Below are 22771 nucleotides of genomic sequence, written 5' to 3'. Positions count from 1 at the left end.
CGGCCATTAATGGGGCAGCGGGGCCAGTTGCTTGTTGCGGCGGAACTTCGCCTGCAGCCGGTCGAAGTAAAGGTAGACCACCGGGGTGGTGTACAGCGTCAGCAGTTGGCTCATCACCAGGCCGCCGGCGATGGTGATGCCGAGCGGCTGGCGCAGCTCCGCGCCGTCGCCGCGGGTCAGCACCAGCGGCAGCGCGCCGAACAACGCCGCCAGCGTGGTCATCATGATCGGCCGGAAACGCAGCAGGCTGGCCTGGAAAATCGCCTCGCGGGCGCTGATGCCGCCGTTGCGCTGCGATTCGAGCGCGAAGTCGACCATCATGATGGCGTTTTTCTTCACGATGCCGATCAACAGCATGATGCCGATCAGCGCGATCAGGCTGAACGGCGCGCCGAACAGCTCGAGCGCCAGCAGCGCCCCCACGCCGGCGGAAGGCAGCGTGGAAAGGATGGTCAGCGGATGGATATAGCTCTCGTACAGCACGCCGAGCACGATATACACCGTGGCGATCGCCGCCAGGATCAGGATCAGCTGCGACTTCAGGGTGTCCTGGAACACCTGGGCGGTGCCGGCGAACGCGCCGCGCACCGTAGACGGCACGCCGAGCTGAGTCATGGTGCGCTCGACCGCGGCGGTGGCGTCCGACAGGCTGCCGCCGTCCGGCAGGTTAAAGGAGACGGTCGAGGCGGCGGACAGCCCCTGATGGTTGACCGACAGCGGCGCGTTGGCCGGCCGCCAACTGGCGAAGTAGGAGAGCGGTATCGCTTTGCCTTCGTTGTTGATGATGAACATTTTGTCCAGCGAACTCACGTCCTGGGTGTAGGGTGGCGCCACTTCCATCACGACTTTGTATTGGTTGAGCGGTTGGTAGATGGTCGAAATCTGTCGCTGGCCGAAGGCGTTGTTCAACAGGTTGTTGGCGTCGGACACCGAAATGCCGAGGCGCGCCATGGTTTCGCGATCGTAGACCAGATCCATCTCCGAGCCTTTATCCTGCTGATCCGAGTTGACGTCCGCCAGCTCGGGCAATGCGGCCAGTGCGGTGCGGATCTTCGGCTCCCATTCGCGCAGCGCGGCGAGATCGTCCGCCAGCAACGTATATTGATAGCTGGCGTTGGCCTGCCGGCCGCCGACGCGGATATCCTGCACCGCCATCAGAAACAGGCTGGCGCCCGGTTCTTTGGCCAGGCGGGCGCGCAGGCGGGCGATCACTTTCTGCGCGTCGTCGCTGCGTACCGACAGGGGTTTCAGTGAGATGAACATCGAACCGCTGTTGGTGCGCGAACCGCCGGTAAAACCGGTGACGTTTTCCACGTCCGGATCTTCGCGCACGATTTTCATGAAGTCTTCCAGTTTGCCGCGCATCGCCTGGAACGAAATGCTTTGGTCGGCCTGGATAAAGCCCATCAGACGCCCGGTATCCTGTTCCGGGAAGAAGGTTTTCGGGATGCTGATATACAGCCAAACGTTGAGCGCAACGGTGGCGAGGAACACCGCCAGCACCCAGCGCGAGTGGCCGAGCACCCAGTTCAGCGAGCGCCCGTAGCCCTGCTGCAGCCCCAGCAGCATTTTACCGAAGCCGCGCGCCCGCCGCTGCGAACGCGGCGGCTGGTGGCGCAGCAGGTAGGCGCACATCATCGGCGTGAGCGTCAGCGAGACGATCAGCGACAGCCCGATCGACACCGACAGGGTGACGGCGAACTCGCGGAATAGCCGGCCGGGCAGGCCTTCCATCAGCAGCAGCGGGATAAACACCGCCACCAGCGAAACGCTCATCGACAGCACGGTGAAACCGACCTCCCGCGCGCCCAGCAGCGCGGCGTTGATCGGTTTCATGCCGGCCTCGACGTGGCGGGAAATGTTTTCCAGCACCACGATGGCGTCGTCCACCACAAAGCCGGTGGCGATGGTCAACGCCATCAGCGACAGGTTGTTGAGGCTGAACCCGCACAGATACATGGCGGCGAACGAGCCGATCAGCGACACCGGTACGGCGACCGCCGGGATCAGCGTGGCGCGCCCGGAGCGCAGGAAGATGAACACCACCAGGATCACCAGCCCAATGGCGATCGCCAGCGACTGCTCCACCTCGGCCAGCGACGCGCGGATGGTCGGCGAACGATCCTGCGCGACGTTGAGTTGAATCGAAGCCGGGATATTCTCCTGCAGGGCGGGCAGCTCGGCGCGAATGCGATCGACGGTTTCGATGATGTTGGCGTCCGGCGCGCGGCTGATGGCCAGAATGATCGCCGGTTTGGCGTCGGTCATCCCGGCGTTGCGCACGTCTTGCACCGAGTCTTTGACCTCGGCCACGTCGGCTAAACGCACCGCCGAGCCGTTGTTGTAATGAATGATCAGCGGACGATAAGCATCGGCGGTTTTCAGCGCGTCGTTGGCCTGGATCTGCCAGCGCTGCTGCGGGTTTTCCACGGCGCCCTGCGGGCGGCGCACGTTGGCGTTGGCGATGGCCTGCCGTACGGTGTCCAGCGACACGCCCTGATTGAACAGCGCCGAAGGGTTCAGCTCCACCCGCACCGCCGGCAGCGAGCTGCCGCCGACGGAAACGTCGCCGACGCCCTCTGTCTGGCTGATCTTCTGCGCCAGTTGGGTGGAGGCGAAATCGTAAAGCTGCCCCTGACTGTAGGTGTCCGAGGTCAGCGTCAGGATCATGATCGGCGCGTCGGAAGGGTTGACCTTGCGGTAGCTGGGGCGGCTCGGCATGCCGGTCGGCAGCAGGCTTTGCGCGGCGTTAATCGCCGCCTGCACGTCGCGCGCGGCGCCGTTGATGTCGCGATCGAGATCGAACTGCAAAATGACCCGGGTACTGCCGAGCGAGCTCATCGAGGTCATTTCGTTAACCCCGGCGATGCGGCCCAGCGCGCGCTCCAGCGGCGTCGCCACCGAAGACGCCATGGTTTCCGGCGAGGCGCCCGGCAGCGACGCGCTGATCGAAATCACCGGAAAATCCACCTGCGGCAGCGGCGACACCGGCAGCAGGCGAAAGCCGATCGCGCCGCTGATGGCGATGGCCAGCGTCAGCAGGGTGGTGGCCACCGGCCGGTGAATGAACAGGGCGAAGAATTTCACGGCAGCTCCTGCGTATCCGGCTGGCGATGCGTGTTGCGCGCCAGTTTGTCAAACAGCAGGTAGATCACCGGCGTGGTGAACAGCGTCAGGATCTGGCTCATGATCAAACCGCCGACCATACAGACGCCGAGCGGATGCCGCAGCTCCGCGCCGACGCCGGTGCTCAGCATCAGCGGCAGCGCGCCGAGCAGGGCCGCCAGCGTGGTCATCAGGATCGGCCTAAAACGCAGCAGACAGGCCTGATAGATGGCGTCGCGCGGCGATAAGCCCTGCTCGCGTTCCGCCGCCAGCGCGAAGTCGATCATCATGATGGCGTTCTTCTTCACGATGCCGATCAGCAGGATGATGCCGATGATGGCGATCACGTCCAGCTCGCTGCCGGCCATCATCAGCGCGAGCAGTGCGCCGACCCCGGCGGTCGGCAGGGTGGAGAGGATGGTCACCGGATGAATGAAGCTTTCATACAGCACGCCCAGCACGATGTACATCGCCACTACCGCCGCCAAAATCAGCCACAGCGTGTTGCCGAGCGCCGCCTGGAAGGCCAGGGTCGCCCCCTGGAATTGGGTGGTGATGTCCCTTGGCATGTTGAGATTTTTTTCCGCCTGGGTGACCGCGTCCACCGCTTCGCCGAGCGAGTAGCCGTCGGCGACGTTGAACGAAACGGTGGCCGACGGGAACTGATCGAGATGGTTGACCGACAGCGGGCCGAAGCGCTCTTCGATTTTGGCGATGGCGCTCAGCGGCACTACGGCGCCGTCGTTGCCGCTCAGACGGATCTCATTGAGCGCCGCCAGCCCCGGTGTCGCGCTGACGTCGTGCTCCAGCACCACGCGGTATTGGTTGGCCTGGGTGTAGATGGTGGAGATCAGGCGCTGGCCGAACGCGTTGTACAGCGCATTGTCCACGTCGCTCATGGTGACGCCGAGGCGGGAGGCCGAATCGCGATCGACGTTGACGTAGGCCACCAGCCCCTGATCCTGCCAGTCGCTGGTGACGTCCGCCAACTGCGGGGTTTGTTTCAGCTCATCCATCAACTGCGGCACCCACAGGCTGAGATCGTCCAGCGACATCGCCTGCAGGGTGAACTGGTACTGGGTGCGGCTGACCTGGGTATCGATGGTCAGATCCTGCACCGGCTGCAGGTACAGCTTCACGCCGGGGAACTGCGCCGTTTGCTGCTGCAGGCGGCTGATGATCGCCGGAATGCGGTCGCTGCGTTCGCTCAGCGGTTTCAGGTTGATCTGCAGCCGGCCGCTGTTGAGCGTGGCGTTGCTGCCGTCGACGCCGACGAACGAGGTCAGGCTTTCCACCGCCGGATCCTTGAGGATCTGCGCCGCGACCTGCTGCTGGCGCTCGGCCATGTTGCTGAACGAGACGCTCTGCGGCGCTTCCAGCGTGCCCTGAATGATGCCGTTGTCCTGCACCGGGAAGAAACCTTTCGGGATCAGCAGGTACAGCAGCACCGTCAGCGCCAGGGTGCCCACGGCCACGCCGAGCGTCAGCCAGGGATGGTTAAGCACCGTTTTCAGCCACTGGCCGTAGCGCGCGATCACCCGCTCGAAAAAGCGTTCGGAGGCGGCGGAAAAACGGTTCTGCTTGCGCAGCGATTCGTGGCTGAGCATGCGCGCGCACATCATTGGCGTCAGCGTCAGCGACACCACGGCGGAGATCAAAATCGCTACCGCCAGCGTGACGGCGAACTCGCGGAACAGGCGGCCGACGATGTCGCCCATGAACAGCAGCGGGATCAGCACCGCCACCAGCGAGAAGGTCAGCGAGATGATGGTGAAGCCGATCTCGCCGGCCCCTTTCAGCGCGGCGTCGAGCGGTTTTTCCCCTTTCTCGATGTAGCGCGAGATGTTCTCGATCACCACGATGGCGTCGTCCACCACGAAGCCGGTGGCGATGGTCAGCGCCATCAGCGTCAGGTTGTTGATGGAGAAGCCGAGGAAGTACATGGCGGCGAAGGTGCCGACCAGCGACAGCGGCACCGCTACGCTGGGGATAATGGTCGCCGGCACGTTGCGCAGGAACACGTAGATCACCATCACCACCAGCGCGACTGCCAGCAGCAGCTCGAACTGCACGTCGCTGACCGAGGCGCGGATGGTGGTGGTGCGATCGGTCAGCACCTTGACATCGACCGACTTGGGCAGGCTTTTAATCAGCGTCGGCAGCATTTCGCGGATGCTGTCGGCGGTGGTGATGACGTTGACGCCGGGCTGGCGTTGGATGTTCAGCACGATCGCCTGCTGCTGGTTGGCCCAGGCCGCCAGCCGGGTGTTTTCCGCCCCTTGTTCGATGGTGGCGATATCCTGCAGGCGGATCGCCGCGCCGTTTTGATAGGCGACGATCAGCTGGCGATAGTCGTCGGCGGATTTCATTTGGTCGTTGGCGGACAGGGTGACCGATCGGGTCGGGCCGTCAAGGCTGCCTTTCGCCGAGTTGACGTTGGCGTTGCTGATGGCGGCGCGGATGGTTTCGCTGTTCAGGCCATAGGCGGCGACCGCCGCGGCGTTTAATTTTACGCGCACCGCCGGGCGTTGGCCGCCGGCCAGGGTCACCAGGCCGACGCCGGTCACCTGAGAAATTTTTTGCGCCACGCGGGTTTCCACCATGTCTTCCACCTGCGTCATCGGCATGGCGGTGGAGGTTACGGCCAGCGTCAGGATCGGCGGATCGGCGGGGTTAACCTTGCTGTAAATCGGCGGGTAGGGCAGATCGTTCGGCAGCAGGTTGGTGGCGGCGTTGATCGCCGCCTGCACCTCCTGCTCCGCGACATCGAGCGGCAGCGTCAGCTGGAATTGCAGCGTCACCACCGAGGCGCCGCCGGCGCTTTGCGACGCCATTTGCTTCAGGCCGGACATCTGGCCGAACTGGCGTTCCAGCGGCGCGGTAATGGCGGAGGTGACCACGTCCGGGCTGGCGCCGGGGTATAGCGTCACCACCTGAATGGTGGGGTAATCCACTTCCGGCAACGCGGATACCGGCAGCGCGCGATAGCCGATAATCCCCGCCAGCAATATCGCCACCATCAGCAGCGTGGTGGCGACCGGGCGCAGAATAAACAGGCGGGACGGACCGCCGCCGGCGTTGGGAGGCATCACCTGCATCAGGACTTCCTCTGAACGTCAGGTTCGCGCTTGGCTTTTGACGTCGCAGGCGCGTCGTTCGGCGCGAGCACTTCCACCTGCATGCCTTCGGTCAGGCGATCGATGCCGTCGGTCACCACCCGATCGCCGGCGTTGAGGCCGGCGCTGATCACCACCTGCCGGCTGTCCTGCACGCCGGCGGTGACCCGATGTTTGCTGACCTTATTGTCTTCGCCGAGCGTCCAGACGAAGTTGCCTTCGTTGCCCATCTGCAGCGCGGCGGTTGGGATCACCACCGCATCGTGCAGGGTATCCACCTGCAGCCGCGCGTTGACAAACTGGTTGGGGAACAGCGCGTCATCTTCGTTGGCGAAACGCGCTTTCAGCTTGATGGTGCCGGTGGCGGTATCAATTTGGTTGTCCAGGCTCAGCAGCGAACCGGTCGTCAGCTTGTTCTGGTTGGTGCGATCCCAGGCTTCGACGCTCACCGGCCCGGCTTTTTGCGCCTTGAGCAGATCGGCGATGTTGCCTTCGGGCAGCGTGAACACCACGTCGATCGGGTGCGTCTGCGTGATCACCACCAGACCGGTGGTGCTGCCGCTGGTGACGTAGTTGCCGACGTCGACCAGTTTCAACCCGACGCGGCCGTCGATTGGCGCAGTGATGCGGCTGTAGGTGATCTGCAGTTTGGCGCTGTCGACCGCGCCCTGATCGGCCTTGATGGCGCCTTCGGTTTGCTGCACCAGCGAAGCCTGCGTATCCAGCTCCTGACGGGAGACCAGATTGGTTTTCACCAATTGCTGATAGCGCGCCAGATCGCGCCGGGCGTTGGCCAGCGTGGCCTGATCTTTCGCCAACTGTCCCTGCGCCTGGGTCAGCTGCACCTGGAACGGCCGGGGATCGATCTCCGCCAGCAGATCGCCGGCTTTGACCTGCTGGCCTTCGGTAAAGTGGATCGCCATCAGTTGGCCATCGACCCGGCTGGTGACGGTCACGGTATTGGCGGCGGTGGCGGTGCCCAAGCCGGAAAGATAGCGCGGCACCGTCTGTTGCGTGGCCGTCGCCGCCTGCACCGGCGACATCGGCGCGCCGCGCCGCCCGCCCGCCGCGCGACCGGCCCCCGCTTTGCCGCCGGCCTGCTGCGCGCCCGGGGCCGTGCCGGCCGGCGGTTGAGCGGCGTTAAAATAACGCCAGGCGAAGACGGCGGCGATGACCAAGATGGCCGCAACCAGCAGGCGCGGCATCAGGGAACGGCGTTGGGGTTTTGCATTCATGGTGGTGAAAATTCTCTCCAAAAGGCAGGGGTGCGGGCACTCATTGCCACAAAAATGACACTCCTTACAGGATACTAGTTTAGCCAGCGGGGACGGCATAAAAATGAAGGAAATATGGAGGAACCGTCAGCATTGTCTTAATAAGTGGGGGATTTGAGCGTGCTATGTTTATAAGTGATTTGTTTCAGCTTATAGCCAATACGTTTTAACGGTTTCCTGCATTTGGCGCTAATAATTAACAGGCAAATCATTTAACCCATGGAGCCTTTGTGATGAGCAAGAAACAACTGGGCCGTTCGGGCATTCAGGTGCCGGCGTTGACCTTTGGCGGCAACGTGTTCGGCTGGACGGCGGATCAAGCGACCTCGTTCAGCCTGCTGGATGCGCTGGTGGACAATCAGCTCAACTTTATCGATACCGCCGACGTTTATTCCAGCTGGGCGCCGGGCAACCGGGGCGGCGAATCGGAAACCGTCATCGGCGAATGGCTGAAGAAGAGCGGCAAGCGCGACCAGGTGATCATCGCCACCAAGGTGGGCAAACCGATGGGCGAAGGCAAACAGGGGCTGTCGCCGCGCTATATTCAGCAGGCGGTGGAGGATTCGCTGCGGCGCCTGCAAACCGATTATATCGATCTCTACCAGTCGCACGACGATGACCGCGATACGCCGCTGGAAGAGACGCTGGCGGCGTTCGATGCGCTGATCAAGGCCGGCAAGGTGCGGGCGATCGGCGCCTCCAACTATCAGGCGGATCGCCTGGAAGAAGCGCTGCGGGTGAGCGAGAACAACGGATTGGCGCGCTACGAAACCCTGCAGCCGGAATACAATCTGTATGCGCGCGAAGGGTATGAAGCCGAGCTGGAAGGCGTGGCGCAGCGCCACGGGCTCGGGGTGATCAATTTCTTCGCGCTGGCCAGCGGTTTTCTGACCGGCAAATACCGCAGCAAAGCGGACGAGGGCAAAAGCCAGCGCGGCGATCGCATCGTCGAACGCTACCTGAACCCGCGCGGTTTCCGCATTCTGGCAGCGCTGGATCAGGTGGCGGGCAAACACGGCAGCTCTCCGGCGCAGGTCTCGTTGGCCTGGCTGATTGCGCGTCCGAGCATCACCGCGCCGATCGTCAGCGCCACCTCGTTGCCGCAGCTGGATGAGTTGGTCAGCGCCACCCGCCTGACGCTGGATGCGGACGACATTCAGACGCTGAACCACGCCAGCGCTGAGTAAGAGCCGCCGGCGATTTTGCTCTATGCTGAAGGGGTCAATATGACTTATTCAGGAAACTGCAATGTCTGGCGATATCATCAACGACCTCGCGGCGCTGGAACAGCTTTACGGCAAGCCCGCCGCGCCCTCGGTTTTTAAAGAAGTCAGCTATATCCACCCGGCGTACCGTCCGTTTATCGAGGCGGCGCCGTTTGCCGCCCTCTCAACCGTCGGGCCGGACGGCATGGACGTCTCCCCGCGCGGCGATCCGGCCGGTTTTATCCAGATCGAAGACGAGAAAACCCTGCTGTTGCCGGACCGGCGCGGCAATAATCGCATCGATAGCCTGCGCAATATCCTGCACGATAACCGGGTGGCGCTGCTGTTGCTGATCCCCGGCATCGGCGAAACGCTGCGGATTAACGGGCGGGCGGAGATCGTGGTGACGCCGGCGGTGCTGCAGCGCTTCGCCCACCGCAACCAGCTGCCGCGTTCGGTGCTGCGCATTCGGGTGGAGGCGGGGTTCTTCCAGTGCAGCCGGGCGATCTTGCGTTCGGGGTTGTGGGAAGAGGGCCGCCGCCTCGAACGTTCGGCGCTGCCCAGCCCCGGCCAAATCTTGGCCGCGGTGAGCCAAACGCGCTTCGACGGTGAGGAGTACGACAACGCGCTGCCGCAGCGGCTGAAGGATACGCTGTATTAATCGCCGTGGCGTTCGCGCCACGTTTGCCGGTTAAGCCGGTACAAGACGTGCTTTTGCAGCGGATGGCCCGCCGGCAGGCGCGGGTGCAGGAAGGTTTCACCGTCGAAGCGCATACCGATGCGCGTCATCACCCGGCGCGACGGCTGGTTATCTTCGGCGGTGAAGGACACCACTTCCGGCAAGTGCAGCGTGTCGAAGGCGCACGCCAGCGCGGCGCGCGCCGCCTCAGCGGCGTAGCCGTTGCCCCAGTGAGCCGTCGCCAGCCGCCAGCCGATCTCCACGCAGGGGGAGCAAGGCAGATCGTCGCCCGGCCGCGCCAGCCCGACAAAACCGATAAAAGGCGCGCCGCCTTTCACTTCCACCGCCCATAGCCCCCAACCCTGTTGTTGCATGAAGGCGCGGATGCGTTCGGCCTGCGCGCGGCTTTCCTCGGCCGTCATCGTCGCCGGGAAATAGCGCATCACCTGCGGATCGGCGTTAAGCGCGGCGAAGGCCGGCAGATCGTCGTCGCGCCAGGGGCGCAGCCGCAGCCTGGCGCTGTCGAGGGTAAGCAAGGTGGACATGATAGGGTCTCCAATAAACAAAGGCGCGGCGAGCCGCGCCCTTGGGCTGTCAACGGAACAGCGTTTGCGCCCAGCGCGCCAGCCCGGCGGTGACCGAGCCGAAGTCGTTACCGCCGACGATCGGAATGCCCGGCAGTTGCTGTTGCAGCGCGGCGCGCAGCAGCGGCGAACGCGCGCTGCCGCCGGTCAGGTAGATCACCTGCGGCGCGGTCTGGCTGCTGGCCAGCGCGGCGCTGACCTGCTCCTGAATGCGCATCAATGGCTGCGAGATGGCGTCGGCGAGCTGATCCTGGCTGATGCTCTCCGCCAGATCGGCCTGCACGAAATTGAGCGGCGCGCTGATGGCCGTTTGGCCGGACAGGGCGATCTTACTCTCTTCGGCCGCACGCACCAGTCGGTAGCTCAGGCGCTGCTGGTACACTTTCAGCAGGCGTTTCACCTTTTCCGGCTCTGCCGCGTCGAGGATCAGATCGCGCAGCACGCGGCCGTTGGCGGCGCTGTAGAAATCGTTTTGCGCCGGCACGTCGTTGGTCGCCACCGCGTTCCAGTAAGGCAGCGCCGGCAGGGCGATGCCCTTCGCGGTTTCGCCGCCGAGGCCGAACAGCGGCATCAGCTGTTTGAAGGCCAGCATGATGTCCAGATCGTTACCGCCGACCCGGCAGCCGCTGTGGCCCAGCAGGCTCTGCTGGCGATCGGCGCGGTCGCGCCACTGCGGCCCCATCAGCAGCACCGAGCAGTCGGTGGTGCCGCCGCCGATGTCCACCACCAGCACGGTTTGCTCTTCGCTCAGCGTCGCCTCGAAGTCCAGCCCCGCCGCCACCGGCTCGAACTGGAATTCAATCTCCTTGAAACCGGCGCGTTCGGCGGCGCGCTGCAAAATGCCCTGCGCCTGCCGGTTGGCTTCGTCGCCGCCGATGCCCTGGAAGTTGATCGGCCGGCCGATCACCGCCTGATCGATGCCGGTCTGCAGCACCTTTTCCGCCTGGCGTTTGATGTGGAACATCATGGCGCACACCAGGTCTTCGAACAGCGCGATCTGCTGCGGCTTCAGGCCGTTGGCGCCGAGGAAGGACTTCGGCGAGCGCACGAAGTACACCTCTTCCGGATCTTCCATATAGTGCGCCAGCGCCTGCAGGCCGAACAGCACGCTGTCGCCGTTGACCGGAATGTCTTCTTCGCGGTTGTAACTGATGGCGCGGCGCAGCAGCTGCTGGTTTTCTTCGCTGCCGGTCGGGATCTGCCAATGGCGGTGCAGGCATTCGCTCACCGCTTCGCGGGTCGGCGCGCACAGCATCGAAGGCAGATAGGGCGCGTTGTTTTCCAGCGTCAACAGCTCGGGGCCGTGGTCGCGCATCACTGCAACGGAACAGTTGGCGGTCCCGTAATCGAATCCAATAAACATCTCTTTTTTGTCCCCATGCCAATGAAGGGGGGCGACTTTACCCGAGACGAGGCCGGCGGGCAATGCGCCAATGCGCGAGTGTCGAAAAATTTAGCGGGCGCGGCGGCGTGCGCGAACTTTCTCAGTGCGGATAACGCTCAAGCCGCAGCAATGGCACAGTCGGCTATGAAAATGGCGTGCTTCGCCCATCAAGACGCACGCCATTTCTTTATACTCAACAGGTATTCCGAGCGGGGAATGCCTTTCCCTATGACTCTGTGATGAGGATTTCATGACGCGCAACTCTACCTTTCTCATGAATATCGGCTGGAGAACCCTGCTGAAAGATCTGGGGCTCCAGCCGACGGATGTTTTACGCCGGGCTGCATTGCCTGAAGATCTGTTGTCACGCACCGCTGAAGGGATCACTACGGAAGAATATTTCCGCTTCTGGCGCGCGATGGAGGAAGGAACGGGCGACCCGTTGTTTCCGTTGAAAATCGTGGCGCTGATGTCAACGGAATCGTTTGACCCTCCGATATTCGCCGCCCTGTGCAGCGCCAATCTGGCGCAAGCTGTCCAGCGGTTAGCGAAATACAAGCAACTTACGGCGCCGATGAGCCTGGAGCTCGCCATCGGCCCTGAAGGCGAAATGACGATTTCACCCCGCTGGCTGTTGGCGGAGGAGGCGGTACCGGCGTCTTTGCTGGTGGCTGAGCTGGCATTTTATGTTCGGCTGGCGCAGCTTGCCACGCGCGAACCGGTAAAAGCGCGCCGTATCACCTTGCGTGAACTGCCGCCTGCAGCCCTTTCACGCCCCTTGGCAGCCTTCTTCGGCTGCGCGGTAACGCCTGGGGCAGGGCCGGGCATTACTTTCTCCTCCGCAGATGCCTTGCGTCCCTTTTTGACAGTGAATGAGGGCATGTGGCGCGTTTTCGAACCCGAGTTGCGTCGTCGCCTCAGTGAACTGGACGCCACGGCAACCACCGGAGAGCGCGTTTGTGCGGTGCTGCTGGAGTTGATTCCCAGCAATACCGCCGGCATCGACGCGGTGGCGGCAAGATTGGGCATGAGCCGCCGGACGCTGCAGCGGCGTCTGGAAGATGAGGGCGAGAGTTTTCGTTCGCTGAGCAACGGCACCCGGGAAAAATTGGCGCGCCACTATCTTAAGCATTCGACCCTTACCAGCGGAGAGATTGCCTTTTTGCTCGGTTTTGAAGAACCGAACTCTTTCTTCCGCGCCTTTCACGAATGGACAGGGCAAACACCGGAAGCGGCTCGCCAGGCGATGCGGCTGAATTAGCCGAGAGGCGCTGTTCACGTTGGCGCATTCTGCGAGTTGATTGGCGCGGTTCGACATGGTTGCGGCAGCGCCCGTCGCTTAAAGTGGACAACATACAGACTGCGCAGGCAGTCGCCAACGCAATCATCCTAATAAGGAGCAGTCAGTATGAAGTCCAAAGTGATCCTGGTGACCGGCGCCTCATCCGGTATTGGCGAAGCCACCGCCGTCACGTTAAAGCAGCGCGGGCACACCGTTTATGCGGCCGCCCGCCGGGTTGAACGCATGCAGGCTCTGGCTGCCGCCGGCATTCGCGTTTTGCCGTTGGACGTCACCGACGATGCTTCCATGGCGCAGGCGGTAAAGACCATCATCGCCGAAACGGGGCGTATCGATGTGTTGGTCAATAACGCCGGTTACGGCTCCTATGGCGCTATTGAAGACGTTTCTGCGGATGAGGCTCGCGCTCAATTTGATGTGAATGTGTTCGGTGCGGTTCGGCTGACGCAGCTGATTTTACCGCACATGCGAGCGCAGCGCTCCGGCACCGTCATCAATATTACGTCGATGGGCGGGAAAATACATACGCCGCTGGGCGGATGGTATCACGGCACCAAATTCGCCTTGGAGGCCATCAGCGACTGTTTGCGCATGGAGGTGCAACCTTTCGGCATCGATGTCGTGGTGATCGAACCCGGCGGCATCCAGAGTGAATGGGCGGATATCGCCGCGGAAAAACTGATCGGCGTTTCCGGCCAGAGCGAGTACGCCGCTCAGGCTCACGCTGTCGCCCACGCCATGGTCAGCGACGCCAGCAAGAAACGGCAATCGCCGCCGAGCGTGATTGCCGATACGATCGCCAAAGCCGTCGCCGCCCATCGTCCGAAAACGCGCTATGCCGTGGGGTTTGGCGCGAAACCGCTGATTTTTCTGCGGCGCTTGTTGTCCGATCGCGCCTTCGATGGGCTGATGCGCCGGGCATTGGGGGTACCGCGCCGGGGGCAATAAGTCGTCGGGCAGCGGGGCTTTATGTCGGTGGCGGTGAAAATGGTGCGTCTGAACGCTGTTCAGACCCATAATCATTAAAGACAATCGCTAATCTGGACGGTGGGAAGGTGCGTAACTTAATGTCCGAATTCCGCACGTCAGCACGCCAGCCGAGCCCCATAATGCAGAAAAAACCGACCCCGAGCGTTGCCATGAATACTCAACAGCAAGCGTTGTACGACGCGCTGCGCGCGCGTGACCGCAAATTCGACGGCCGTTTTTTCGTCGGCGTCTCTTCCACCGGTATCTATTGCCGGCCGGTGTGCAGCGCCCGCACGCCGAAGCTGGAAAACTGCACCTTCTATCCGAGCGCGGCGGCGGCAGAGTTGGCGGGATTTCGCCCCTGCCTCAAATGCCGGCCGGAGCTGGCGCCCGGTCTGGCGCTGATCGATCTGGGCAACCGTTATGCGCAGGTGGCGGTGCAGCTCATCGAGCAGGGCTATCTGTCCGAACACAGTTGCGAAGCGCTGGCGGCGCGGCTGGGCATTTCCGATCGCCATCTGCGGCGCATCTTCGCCGAACAGTTTGGCGCCTCACCGATCGATTACGCGCAGTCGCACCGGTTGCTGCAGGCCAAGCGCCTGCTGGCGGACACCGATCTGCCGCTCAGCGAGGTGGCGTTCGCCGCCGGATTCGGCAGCCTGCGGCGTTTCAACGAGCTGTTCAAGGCGCGCTATCGCCTGATCCCGTCAGCGCTGCGCAGCGGCGGCGCGCGCGGTGAACGGGCCGCCGCCAGCGGGCTGGTGTTTCACCTGGGCTATCGGCCGCCCTATGACTGGGAGCGCATGCTGAATTTCTTGCAGGCGCGCGCCGTGCAGGGCGTGGAGCGGGTCGACGGACGCCGCTATCTGCGCTCGATCGCCGTCAGCCAGGGCGGCACGGAACACCGCGGCTGGGTCAGCGTGCAGCCGGAAGAAGCGCGCAATCGGGTTCGGGTCGAGATCGCGCCTGCGCTCAGTCTGGTGACGACGGAGGTGTTGCGCCGGGTGCGCCTGCTGTTTGATCTGGATGCCGCGCCGGATCGCATCAATGAGGCGCTGGGCTCGCTGGCGGCCGATGCGCCGGGGCTGCGCCTGCCGGGCTGCGTGAACAGTTTCGAGCAGGCGGCGCGGGCGGTGCTGGGGCAGTTGGTCAGCGTGAAAATGGCGGCGACCTTCGCCGGGCGGATGGCTGAACGCTGGGGGGAAGCCCTGGCGACGCCGCATGAGGGCATCACCCATGTCTTCCCCACCGCAGAACGGGTGGCGCAGCTGCAGCCCGAAGAACTGCGCCCGCTCGGGGTGCAGCTGAAGCGCGCGGCGGCGCTGATCGAGATCGCCCGCGCGCTGGGCGAAGGGCGGCTGCAGCTCGATAACGTGCTGGATATCGAACAAGGCATCGAGGCGCTGACCGCGCTGCCGGGCATCGGCAGCTGGACCGCCAGCTATATCGCGATGCGCGCCTGGTCGTGGCCGGACGTGTTCCTGGCCGGCGATTACCTGATCAAACAGCGTTTTCCCGGCATGACGCCGCGCCAGATAGAACGCTACGCTGAACGTTGGCGCCCGTGGCGTTCTTACGCCACGCTGCATCTGTGGCACAACGGCGGCTGGGCGCCGGAAGGGGAGAGTTGAACGCAGAGCTAGCGAGGGGTGTCGATCAGCTGCAGCAGGCGGCTCATGCCCTCGCGCATCAGGAACGCCAGCAGCTTTTCCCGCTCGGCCGGCGTCAGGTGGTAGTAATACTCGATCCAGACCCGTATCGGATCCTGGCGTTTGACGTCGTAATCCGGATGGTCGGTTTCGCGCAACGCCGACAGGCTGCGCGCGCCGAACGGCAGACTGTCGATATGGTATTCCAGCGCTTTGCCCTGTACGCCGCTGCGGCGGCGGCTGACCCAGCCTTCACGCCGGGCCATCAAATTGACCCCTTGCGGAGTTGAAGGCAACCCCGCCTTACCCATCAGTTCCCTGGCGGAAAACCATTTCTTTTCCATAGTCCCTTATCCCTGAGCCATCACCTGCCGAGGAAAATCAACGGATACGCTGATAGTCGCATGGGCGCTTCATCTTACTTAATCGTTTAAGCTTCAGGTGTTATTTATATCACTAATCTTGTCTTGGTTAATATCATGTAACGAACGAGATGCGAGGCGCCGCCCGGGAGACGGCGCCTGAGAGGGGGAGAAGGTTAACGGATGCCGAAATAGCCGTCGCTGAGCAACACCGCCAGCGGCTGCTCCAGCGCCACCTGGTCGCCGTCCGCCAGATCGACGCCGATGTCGCGCAGCGCCTGCAGCGTCACCGGCTGGTGAGCCGGCCCGGCGAAGGTCTGCGCTTTAATGCGATGCGCCGCGCCGTTGAGCATCGAGACCATCAGCTCGTCCATCTGGTTGCAGTGCACGTTGGTGATAAAGCGCTCATCGATGCGAATGATGTCGATCTTCTGATCGCTGAGTTCATCGAATGCATTGATGTTATGTCCGAAGCCGTTGACGAGCAGCCGGCAGCCCTGCAGCTGCAGTTCGCGGAGAAATGCCCGACACTGCGCGGCATGCTCCAGTATCGCGGCCTCATCGACGCTGAACAGCAGCGCCTGCGGCGGCAGCGAGGAAGCGCGCACCGTTTCCGTCAGGTAGCGCTGGAAGTCGTCGCTCAGCAGGCTGTCGATGGCCAGCGGCAGCGCGAGCGACAGCCCTTTGCGTTTGATGTCGTCGGCATATTTCACCAGCAGTTGCGCCGCCGTCCAGCGGTCGATGTCCGGCATCAGGCCGTACAGCTGCGCGGCGGCGATGAACGCCTCGTGCGACAGCGGGCGCTCGTCCTGTGCCATCACCTGCAGCTTCACCTGGTGAAACGCGGCCGACAGCGGCGTCGCCGGCGGCGCGACCGCGTGAGTCAGCAGCCGCAGTTGCCCCTCGCTGATGATCGTCTGCACTTCTTGCAGGCTCAGCACCTCGTGCTGCCGCTCCAGCAGCTGTTTCTGCCGCGTTTCGTACAGATAAACCTGGCCGCGCCCCTGGTGCTTGGCGGTGTAGCAGGCGATATCGGCCTGCGCCAGCAGTTCGCTGCTTTTGGCGTCGGCGCTGATGCGCGTGATGCCGGCGCTGGCGCCGACGCGGTAAATCTTCCCTTCCCAGTAGAACGGGTGCTGGCTGATTTGATTAACCACTTGCTGCACCAGCGATTTGGCCTGTTCCAGCCGGCAGTCGTACAGGATCAGACCGAACTCGTCGCCGCCCAGCCGGGCCAGGCAATCGTTATGGCGCAGCTGATGCCGCATCAGCTGGGCGATGTCCCGCAGCAGGGCATCGCCCGCCGCATGGCCGGCGGTGTCGTTCACCGCCTTGAACCGATCCAGATCGAGGAACACCAGCGAATGCGGCGACGACGGTTCCCCGCCGGCGACGATCGCCGCTTTCAGCTGTTTCTCGAAGCGGGTGCGGTTCGGCAATCCGGTCAGCGCATCGTGCGAGGCGCTGTAGCTGAGTTTTTTCATCAGTTCGCGCGAGGCGGTGACGTCCTGCAGCACCATCACCGCGCCCATGGTTTCCCCGTCGAGGGTTTTCAGCGGTGAGACCGACTGCTGTACGTCGAAATAACGCCCGTCGCGGCTGTGCAGCACCAGCGCATAATCCGCCGGCCATTGCCGTGGGTATTGCGTGAGGTTTTCGATTTCCGGGCCGTCTTTGCCGTTGGTCAGGCGCACCACGCCGGCGACGGGCATGCCGATCGCCAGGTCGAGCGGCCAGCCGCACATCTGTTCCGCCACCGGATTCATAAAGGTGATGCGCTGGTGGCTGTCGGTGGAGATCACCCCTTCGCCGATGGCGTCGAGGGTGATGTGCAGGCGCTCTTTCTCTTCGTGCAGCGCCTCGGCGAGGCTCTTGAGTTCGGTCATGTCGATATTGGTGCCGATCAGGCGCAGCGGGCGGCCTTGGTCGTCGAGGATCACGTTGCCCTGGCCGCGGATATGGCGCAGTTTGCCGCTGCGCGTGATGATGCGAAATTCCATGATGAATGGCCGCGGCTGCGCCAGGATCTCGGCCAGCTCGCGATCGGTGCGCTCGCGATCTTCCGGCACCAGCAGGGTGCGCCACAGCGCCAGCGTCGGCGTTTGGTCGGGGGGGAGATCGTAGAGTTCGAACATGCGCTGATCCCAGGTGAAGTTTTCCTGGCTCATCACCCATTCCCAGATGCCGACGCCGCCCACCTGGTTGGCCAGCGTGATGCGCTCCACCTACCGGTTGTTCTCCGCCTCGCTGCGTTTAAGGTCGCTGATGTCCTCCACCTGAGAGATGAAGTACAACGGCCGGCCTTCGCCGTCGCGCACCAGCGAGACCGCCAGCAGCGCCCAGACCGTCTGGCCGTCGCTGCGGATATAGCGCTTCTCCATGGTGTAGCTGCTGATATGGCCGTCGAGCAGTTCGTGCAGTTGGGTCAGGTCGGCGTTCAGATCGTCCGGGTGGGTGATCTCTTGAAAGGTCAGGCGATAAAGTCTTTCGGGCGGATAGCCGAGCAACTTACACAGCGCCTGGTTAACCTGCAGCCATTTGCCCTCCGGCGACACCAGCGCCATACCGATGGCGGAATACTCCAGCGCGCTGCGAAAGCGGCTTTCGCTCTCGACGATATGTTGCTTTTCCACCCGGAAGGTGTGCATCACCATCGCCATGGCGTGCGCCGGGATCAGGATCAGCAACATCGGCAGATAGAGGCCGAGTTCACCCAGGAAAGTGTGCTGGGAAGACTGAAGGCGCAGCAGGCCCAGCGACAGCAGGACGGTGATCAGCAGGAGAGTGCAGAAACAGACGGTGAAGGTTTCGAAGCGCGACAGGGCGATAGCCGCCCACAGCAGCGGCAGGATGACGAAGGTAAAGGGGAAGGGCAGATGCGTCAGCGCCAGATAGCTGAAGGCCAGCGAGCCCATCAGGGTCAACAGCAGCGGATACGGATTCAGCCCGGCCAACAGACGGCGGTGATAGGTGAGCCCGAGCGGCGCCAGCGACAGCACCCCTATCGCTTCAGAGATGAACCAGGTGCCGAACGATTGCCAAAACGTCTGGTTCGGCGTGGGGGGCAGTCCGGCGGCCAGCAGCGCGCTGAACAACGGGGTAAAGATCACCGCGCAGACCACGAAGCGCAGCCAACAGCCCAGATCGCTCAGCGGATCGATCGCCGGCAGCGTGCGGCGCAGCAGCAGAGCGCACACTGCCGCTTCCAGCAGGTTGATGGCGGCCAGCTTGACCGGAATGGCGCTGAGGCCGAACAGCAGGAAGCTGGCGAGTACGATGCCTGTGCCGCTGGCCAGCAGCGGCAAACCCCAATGACGCGGGGGATGGCGATACAGCACGGCGATCGCGGCGGCGGTCGGGAACCACAGCGGCGTGAAGTGATGAGCCTCACTGGATAACGACAGGCTCAGCAAGGCGAGCAAAAATGTCGCCAGCGCCACGAACAGAGAATGTTTCAGCATAACGCCTTTGTGTGTGCCGAACGTGTTCGGCGCGCTGATATCCATAGACATCCTTACCGATGACCTCTGCCTGTGATTGGATTCATGACGTGGATGAATCAAGATGATTTATTGAAAAAGGGTAGTACAGCGCGGGAGGAAAACCTACCGGGAGGGCCGACTTTACTGCGTTAGCGCAAACCCGGCGACAGAATGACGAAAAAGCCGGCGCGGGGCCGGCTTTTGGCGTATTACAGCAGGAACAGGGTGGCGAGACCGAGGAAGATGAAAAAGCCGCCGGTATCGGTCAGCGCGGTGATGAGCACGCTCGAGCCGACCGCCGGATCGCGGCCCAGTTTGAGCATGGTCATCGGGATCACCACGCCCATCAGCGCCGCCAGCAGCAGGTTGAGCAGCATCGCCAACGTCATCACGCCGCCCATCGCCGCGTCGCCGTACAGCAGCCAGGTGATCACGCCCATGATGCCGCCCCACACCACGCCGTTGATGATGGCGACGCCCAGCTCTCTGAGCATCAGGCGCGAGATGTTGCCGACTTCGATCTGGTGCAGCGCCAGCGCGCGCACGATCATGGTGATGGTCTGGTTGCCGGTGTTGCCGCCGATGCCGGCGACGATCGGCATCAGCGCCGCCAGCGCCACCAGCTGGGAAATAGTGTGCTCGAACAGGCCGATCACCCGCGAGGCGATGAATGCGGTACAGAGGTTGATCGCCAGCCAGGCCCAGCGGGTTTTGACCGCTTTGCTGACCGGGGCGAACACGTCTTCTTCCGGGCTTAAACCGCCCATGCGGCGCAGGTTGGTGTCGCTCTCTTCGTTGACGGCGTCGACGATCTCTTCGATGGTCAGGCGGCCCATCAGTTTACCTTTGGCGTCAACCACCGGGGCGCTGATCAGGTCATAACGTTCGAACGCGCCGGCCGCTTCATCGGCCTTGTCCTCAGGCTGAAAGGTGGCGGGATCGCTGTCCATCACCTCGCGTACCGGGATTTCCGGGTCGTTCAGCAGCACCGCGGTGAGCGGCAGTTCGCCCAGCAGGGTGTTTTTGCGATCGGTGACGAACAGTTTATCGGTGGCGTCGGGAATGGTTTTGCGCATGCGCAAAAAACGGTGCACCGCGCCGAGCGTGACGTCCGGCCGCACCGTCACCAGTTCGAAATCCATCATCCAGCCGACGCTGTCTTTGGCGTACTGGCTCATCTCGCGCACCTGAGCGCGCTGCTCCGGCTCCAGCGAGGTCAGTAACCGGCCCATCAGGTTACGCGGCAGGTATTGCGCCAGATAGGCCTGTTCGTCCACGTCCAGCGTTTTGATCGCTTTGAGCAGGTCTTTATCGCTCATTTCCTCGATCAGGCTGTCCCAGACCGGTTCGGCGACTTCCACCAGCGTCTGGCCGCGCTTGCTGTTGCCCACCAGCCGCCACAGCGCCATGCGTTCGTCCTGCGGCAGCGCCTCCAGCAGGTCCGCCAGGTCGGCGGCGTGCATGTCGTCCAGCAGGCCGGTGATTTCCGCCGTCTGGTTCAGCAGTTCGCTTTGGCTGAGGGCGTGTTCATCCCCTGGCCGGCCGAGAATGCCGTCGACCAATTCCTTATTGTTCAACAACAGAGTGAGAATGCGCTGGCGGTGTTCAGCGACTTTTTTGACGTTATGGGTTGCGGCTGACATGGTGTTCCTTAACGGGCGCTCGGCGTTCCTGACGCAGGCTCATTAAAAGATAGAGCATAGCGAGTGCCGGAGTCATTTTTATGAAACGGACGGGGCGCGGCGGTTATTCAGAGGAGGCGTCCTGTTGCGGCGCGCTGACTTCGGCGGCGTTTTGCGCAGCGGCCTGCTTTTTTTCCTGATGATGAGGCACCGCCACCACGGCGGCGTACAGCAGTCGGCCGACTAAAATGATAAAGCTGATAAACAACACTATCTTCGTCATCTGTCCGGTGGTTTTCTTGCGCATATATCACCCGGTATGCCGGTGTCCTGTGTTATTCGCTCGAGAATTTGTAACCGGATTTTAGGCGCTGATGACAAAAGTTGTCCATTTTTTTCCGGCGAGCGGCGCGGCGTATTAGGGTTTCGTTTAGGTTGGCGGAGCGGGGGCGGAAAGAAAAACCCCCTGGCTGGCAGGGGGCGGGGGATCAGGCGGAGCGCTGTTCGTCTTGCGAACCTTCTTCGTCGATCAGCAGCTTCCAGCCGACGACGTCGTTCCAGTAGGCCTGCTCGCGCTCGAAGTCCAACTGCACCAGGTTGTTTTGCGCCAGGTAGCCGGCCGGGAAGCGCAGCGTCCAGTGGTTGTCGTCGGTGGTCAGGCGCAGCGTTTCCGGCGTGGTGGTCGACTGGCGCTGGTTGTTGAGCAGGGTGCTCAGACGCAGCAGCTGGATCAGCGGCAGGTAGTGTTTCTTTTTGAACAGGTTGAGGCGCGGCAGCTCTTCCAGCTTGATCGCCTTGCGGTGGAAACGCACCAGCGCCGCCAACAGCAGCTGCTGTTCCTGGTTGAAGCCGGGCAGGTTGGAGTTTTGCAGAATGTAGGCCGAATGGCGATGCATGCCGCTGTGGTTGATGCTCAGCCCCACTTCGTGCAGCATGGCGGCCCATTTCAGCAGGGCTTCCAATTGCGGATGCACCAGCTTGGTGTTTTGCGCCATCCACTGCGAATAGAGCAGCTCGGTGGTTTCCAGCACCCGCTTGGCCTGTTCGCGGTCGATGTTGTAGTGATCGGCCAGGCTTTTGGCGGTGCGGCTGCGGATGTCCTGGTGGCGGAAACGGCCTTCCATTTCATACAGCACGCCTTCACGCAGCGCGCCGTCAGACAGGCGCAGATCGCGGATCGCCAGCGCATCGAACACGCCGCACAGGATAGCCAGCCCCGGCACGAACACCGATTGGCGATCTTCCGACAGCCCCGGCAGGCTCAGCGAGCTGAAGCTTTTGAACTGCAGCACCTGTTCGGCGAGCATTTCCAGGCGTTCCAGGGTGATCAGACCGTCTTTTTCACCCATCGCTACCAGCACTTCGTGGGCGGCCTTGATGGTGCCCGAGGCGCCCAGCGCGTACTGCCAGCCCTGAATGCGGTACTGCCAGGCCAGCGTTTCCAGCTTCTGCGCCGCCGCCAGCCGCGCGCGGCGGAAGTTGTTTTTGCTGATCTCGCCGCCCGGGAAGAACAGCTGGGCGAAGCTGACGCAGCCCATGCGGCGGCTTTCCGCCAGCAGCGGCTCGAAGTCTTCGCCGATCACCAGCTCGGTGGAGCCGCCGCCGATGTCGATCACCAGCTTGCGGCCTTTCTCCGGTTGAGTGTGCTCCACGCCCATGAAGATCAGGCGCGCTTCTTCCTGGCCGGCGATGATTTCGATCGGGTAGGGGATCACTTTGGCGGCGCGCTTGAGGAACACTTCGGCGTTCACCGCCTGGCGCAGGGTGTGGGTCCCGACGATGGTGACGTTATCCGCCGGGAAGCCCTGCAGCCGTTCGGCAAACAGCGCCAGGCAGGCCAGGCCGCGTTCTATCGCCTCTTCACTGAGTACGTTGTTGCTGTCCAATCCGTCGGCGAGATGCACCCGCTGTTTTAAACGGCCCAATACCTGTAAGGCGCCGTTGACGACGCGGGCGATCACCATGTGGAAACTGTTCGACCCGAGGTCGATGGCGGCGATTTCCTGCGGTTTGTTCGTTGCAGTGTTTTTTAGCGGCATA

At 62.9% G+C, this 22771-nt stretch carries 14 protein-coding genes and 1 pseudogene; 5 read left to right on the top strand and 10 right to left on the bottom strand.

Annotated features, from left to right (window positions below; translation table 11 throughout):
• Positions 1 to 6: 6 nt before the first annotated feature.
• Genes mdtC through WFM45_RS14180 form a run of 3 tightly spaced genes read right to left on the bottom strand, consistent with a single transcriptional unit; the run spans position 7 to position 7456 of the window.
• On the bottom strand, positions 7 to 3087 hold the full coding sequence (gene mdtC, locus WFM45_RS14190; RefSeq protein ID WP_033632385.1) for a multidrug efflux RND transporter permease subunit MdtC: 3081 nt from the start codon (positions 3085 to 3087) through the stop codon (positions 7 to 9).
• Entirely contained in the window at positions 3084 to 6203 is a 3120-nt protein-coding gene (locus WFM45_RS14185; RefSeq protein WP_033632386.1) for an MdtB/MuxB family multidrug efflux RND transporter permease subunit, read from the bottom strand. The genes mdtC and WFM45_RS14185 overlap by 4 nt, the downstream gene beginning before the upstream one ends.
• Positions 6203 to 7456: an MdtA/MuxA family multidrug efflux RND transporter periplasmic adaptor subunit gene (locus tag WFM45_RS14180; protein ID WP_033632387.1), complete on the bottom strand. Its 1254-nt coding sequence runs from the start codon at positions 7454 to 7456 to the stop codon at positions 6203 to 6205. Before WFM45_RS14180 ends, WFM45_RS14185 begins: the two co-directional genes overlap by 1 nt.
• Before the next feature lie 272 nt (positions 7457 to 7728).
• Between WFM45_RS14180 and WFM45_RS14175 the strand changes: the two genes are divergently transcribed.
• Positions 7729 to 8682, top strand: a complete 954-nt coding sequence (locus tag WFM45_RS14175; protein ID WP_033632388.1) for an aldo/keto reductase — start codon at positions 7729 to 7731, stop codon at positions 8680 to 8682.
• Positions 8683 to 8743: 61 nt separating this feature from the next.
• A complete protein-coding gene (locus WFM45_RS14170) occupies positions 8744 to 9361 on the top strand; it encodes a pyridoxamine 5'-phosphate oxidase family protein (RefSeq protein WP_336956125.1) in 618 nt (205 codons plus the stop codon).
• Here the strand turns inward: WFM45_RS14170 and WFM45_RS14165 are convergent.
• Both WFM45_RS14165 and yegD read right to left on the bottom strand, forming a co-directional pair.
• The gene (locus tag WFM45_RS14165) at positions 9358 to 9924 is read right to left on the bottom strand and encodes a GNAT family N-acetyltransferase (RefSeq protein ID WP_336956124.1); all 567 of its coding nucleotides are present in this window, start codon (positions 9922 to 9924) and stop codon (positions 9358 to 9360) included. The two genes, WFM45_RS14170 and WFM45_RS14165, sit on opposite strands and share 4 nt — an antisense overlap.
• A 49-nt stretch (positions 9925 to 9973) precedes the next feature.
• Entirely contained in the window at positions 9974 to 11326 is a 1353-nt protein-coding gene (yegD, locus tag WFM45_RS14160; RefSeq protein ID WP_082997728.1) for a molecular chaperone, read from the bottom strand.
• A 271-nt stretch (positions 11327 to 11597) separates the two neighbouring features.
• On the opposite strand from yegD, the gene WFM45_RS14155 reads away from it, so the two are divergent.
• From WFM45_RS14155 to alkA, 3 genes are all read left to right on the top strand, one after another.
• On the top strand, positions 11598 to 12608 hold the full coding sequence (locus WFM45_RS14155; protein WP_336956121.1) for an AraC family transcriptional regulator: 1011 nt from the start codon (positions 11598 to 11600) through the stop codon (positions 12606 to 12608).
• A gap of 147 nt (positions 12609 to 12755) precedes the next feature.
• The gene (locus WFM45_RS14150; protein WP_085337333.1) at positions 12756 to 13595 is read left to right on the top strand and encodes an oxidoreductase; all 840 of its coding nucleotides are present in this window, start codon (positions 12756 to 12758) and stop codon (positions 13593 to 13595) included.
• Between the two features lie 161 nt (positions 13596 to 13756).
• Positions 13757 to 15247 carry a DNA-3-methyladenine glycosylase 2 gene (alkA, locus tag WFM45_RS14145; protein ID WP_033632393.1) on the top strand — a complete coding sequence of 497 codons (1491 nt, stop codon included), beginning with the start codon at positions 13757 to 13759 and terminating at the stop codon, positions 15245 to 15247.
• A gap of 8 nt (positions 15248 to 15255) precedes the next feature.
• Here alkA and WFM45_RS14140 read toward each other — a convergent pair whose 3' ends face one another.
• The 5 genes and pseudogenes from WFM45_RS14140 to ppx form a co-directional block, all read right to left on the bottom strand.
• Entirely contained in the window at positions 15256 to 15609 is a 354-nt protein-coding gene (locus tag WFM45_RS14140; RefSeq protein ID WP_004941591.1) for a DNA-binding protein, read from the bottom strand.
• A 194-nt stretch (positions 15610 to 15803) separates the two neighbouring features.
• Positions 15804 to 19133, bottom strand: a pseudogene (locus WFM45_RS24665) (diguanylate cyclase).
• A 185-nt stretch (positions 19134 to 19318) separates the two neighbouring features.
• On the bottom strand, positions 19319 to 20752 hold the full coding sequence (mgtE, locus tag WFM45_RS14125; RefSeq protein ID WP_004941597.1) for a magnesium transporter: 1434 nt from the start codon (positions 20750 to 20752) through the stop codon (positions 19319 to 19321).
• A 103-nt stretch (positions 20753 to 20855) separates the two neighbouring features.
• Positions 20856 to 21038 (bottom strand): YfgG family protein, encoded by a 183-nt coding sequence (locus tag WFM45_RS14120; RefSeq protein WP_004941600.1) that lies wholly within the window; start codon positions 21036 to 21038, stop codon positions 20856 to 20858.
• 181 nt (positions 21039 to 21219) lie between these two features.
• Positions 21220 to 22770, bottom strand: coding sequence for an exopolyphosphatase (gene ppx, locus WFM45_RS14115; RefSeq protein WP_033632396.1), 1551 nt, complete (start codon positions 22768 to 22770; stop codon positions 21220 to 21222).
• Between the last annotated feature and the right edge of the window lies 1 nt (position 22771).

This window comes from Serratia sp. KG1D (assembly GCF_037150675.1).
GTDB lineage: Bacteria > Pseudomonadota > Gammaproteobacteria > Enterobacterales > Enterobacteriaceae > Serratia > Serratia nematodiphila.
Note: the sequence above shows the minus strand (reverse complement) of the source record. Positions and strands in the feature narration are given on the sequence as shown.

Coding starts and splice junctions, on each gene's coding strand:
- WFM45_RS14180 (WP_033632387.1), bottom strand. CDS start 7,456: ATGAATGCAAAACCCCAACGCCGTTCCCTGATGCCGCGCCTGCTGGTT.
- WFM45_RS14120 (WP_004941600.1), bottom strand. CDS start 21,038: ATGCGCAAGAAAACCACCGGACAGATGACGAAGATAGTGTTGTTTATC.
- WFM45_RS14140 (WP_004941591.1), bottom strand. CDS start 15,609: ATGGAAAAGAAATGGTTTTCCGCCAGGGAACTGATGGGTAAGGCGGGG.
- WFM45_RS14150 (WP_085337333.1), top strand. CDS start 12,756: ATGAAGTCCAAAGTGATCCTGGTGACCGGCGCCTCATCCGGTATTGGC.
- mgtE (WP_004941597.1), bottom strand. CDS start 20,752: ATGTCAGCCGCAACCCATAACGTCAAAAAAGTCGCTGAACACCGCCAG.
- WFM45_RS14170 (WP_336956125.1), top strand. CDS start 8,744: ATGTCTGGCGATATCATCAACGACCTCGCGGCGCTGGAACAGCTTTAC.
- alkA (WP_033632393.1), top strand. CDS start 13,757: ATGCAGAAAAAACCGACCCCGAGCGTTGCCATGAATACTCAACAGCAA.
- WFM45_RS14165 (WP_336956124.1), bottom strand. CDS start 9,924: ATGTCCACCTTGCTTACCCTCGACAGCGCCAGGCTGCGGCTGCGCCCC.
- ppx (WP_033632396.1), bottom strand. CDS start 22,770: ATGCCGCTAAAAAACACTGCAACGAACAAACCGCAGGAAATCGCCGCC.
- yegD (WP_082997728.1), bottom strand. CDS start 11,326: ATGTTTATTGGATTCGATTACGGGACCGCCAACTGTTCCGTTGCAGTG.
- WFM45_RS14155 (WP_336956121.1), top strand. CDS start 11,598: ATGACGCGCAACTCTACCTTTCTCATGAATATCGGCTGGAGAACCCTG.
- WFM45_RS14175 (WP_033632388.1), top strand. CDS start 7,729: ATGAGCAAGAAACAACTGGGCCGTTCGGGCATTCAGGTGCCGGCGTTG.
- WFM45_RS14185 (WP_033632386.1), bottom strand. CDS start 6,203: ATGCAGGTGATGCCTCCCAACGCCGGCGGCGGTCCGTCCCGCCTGTTT.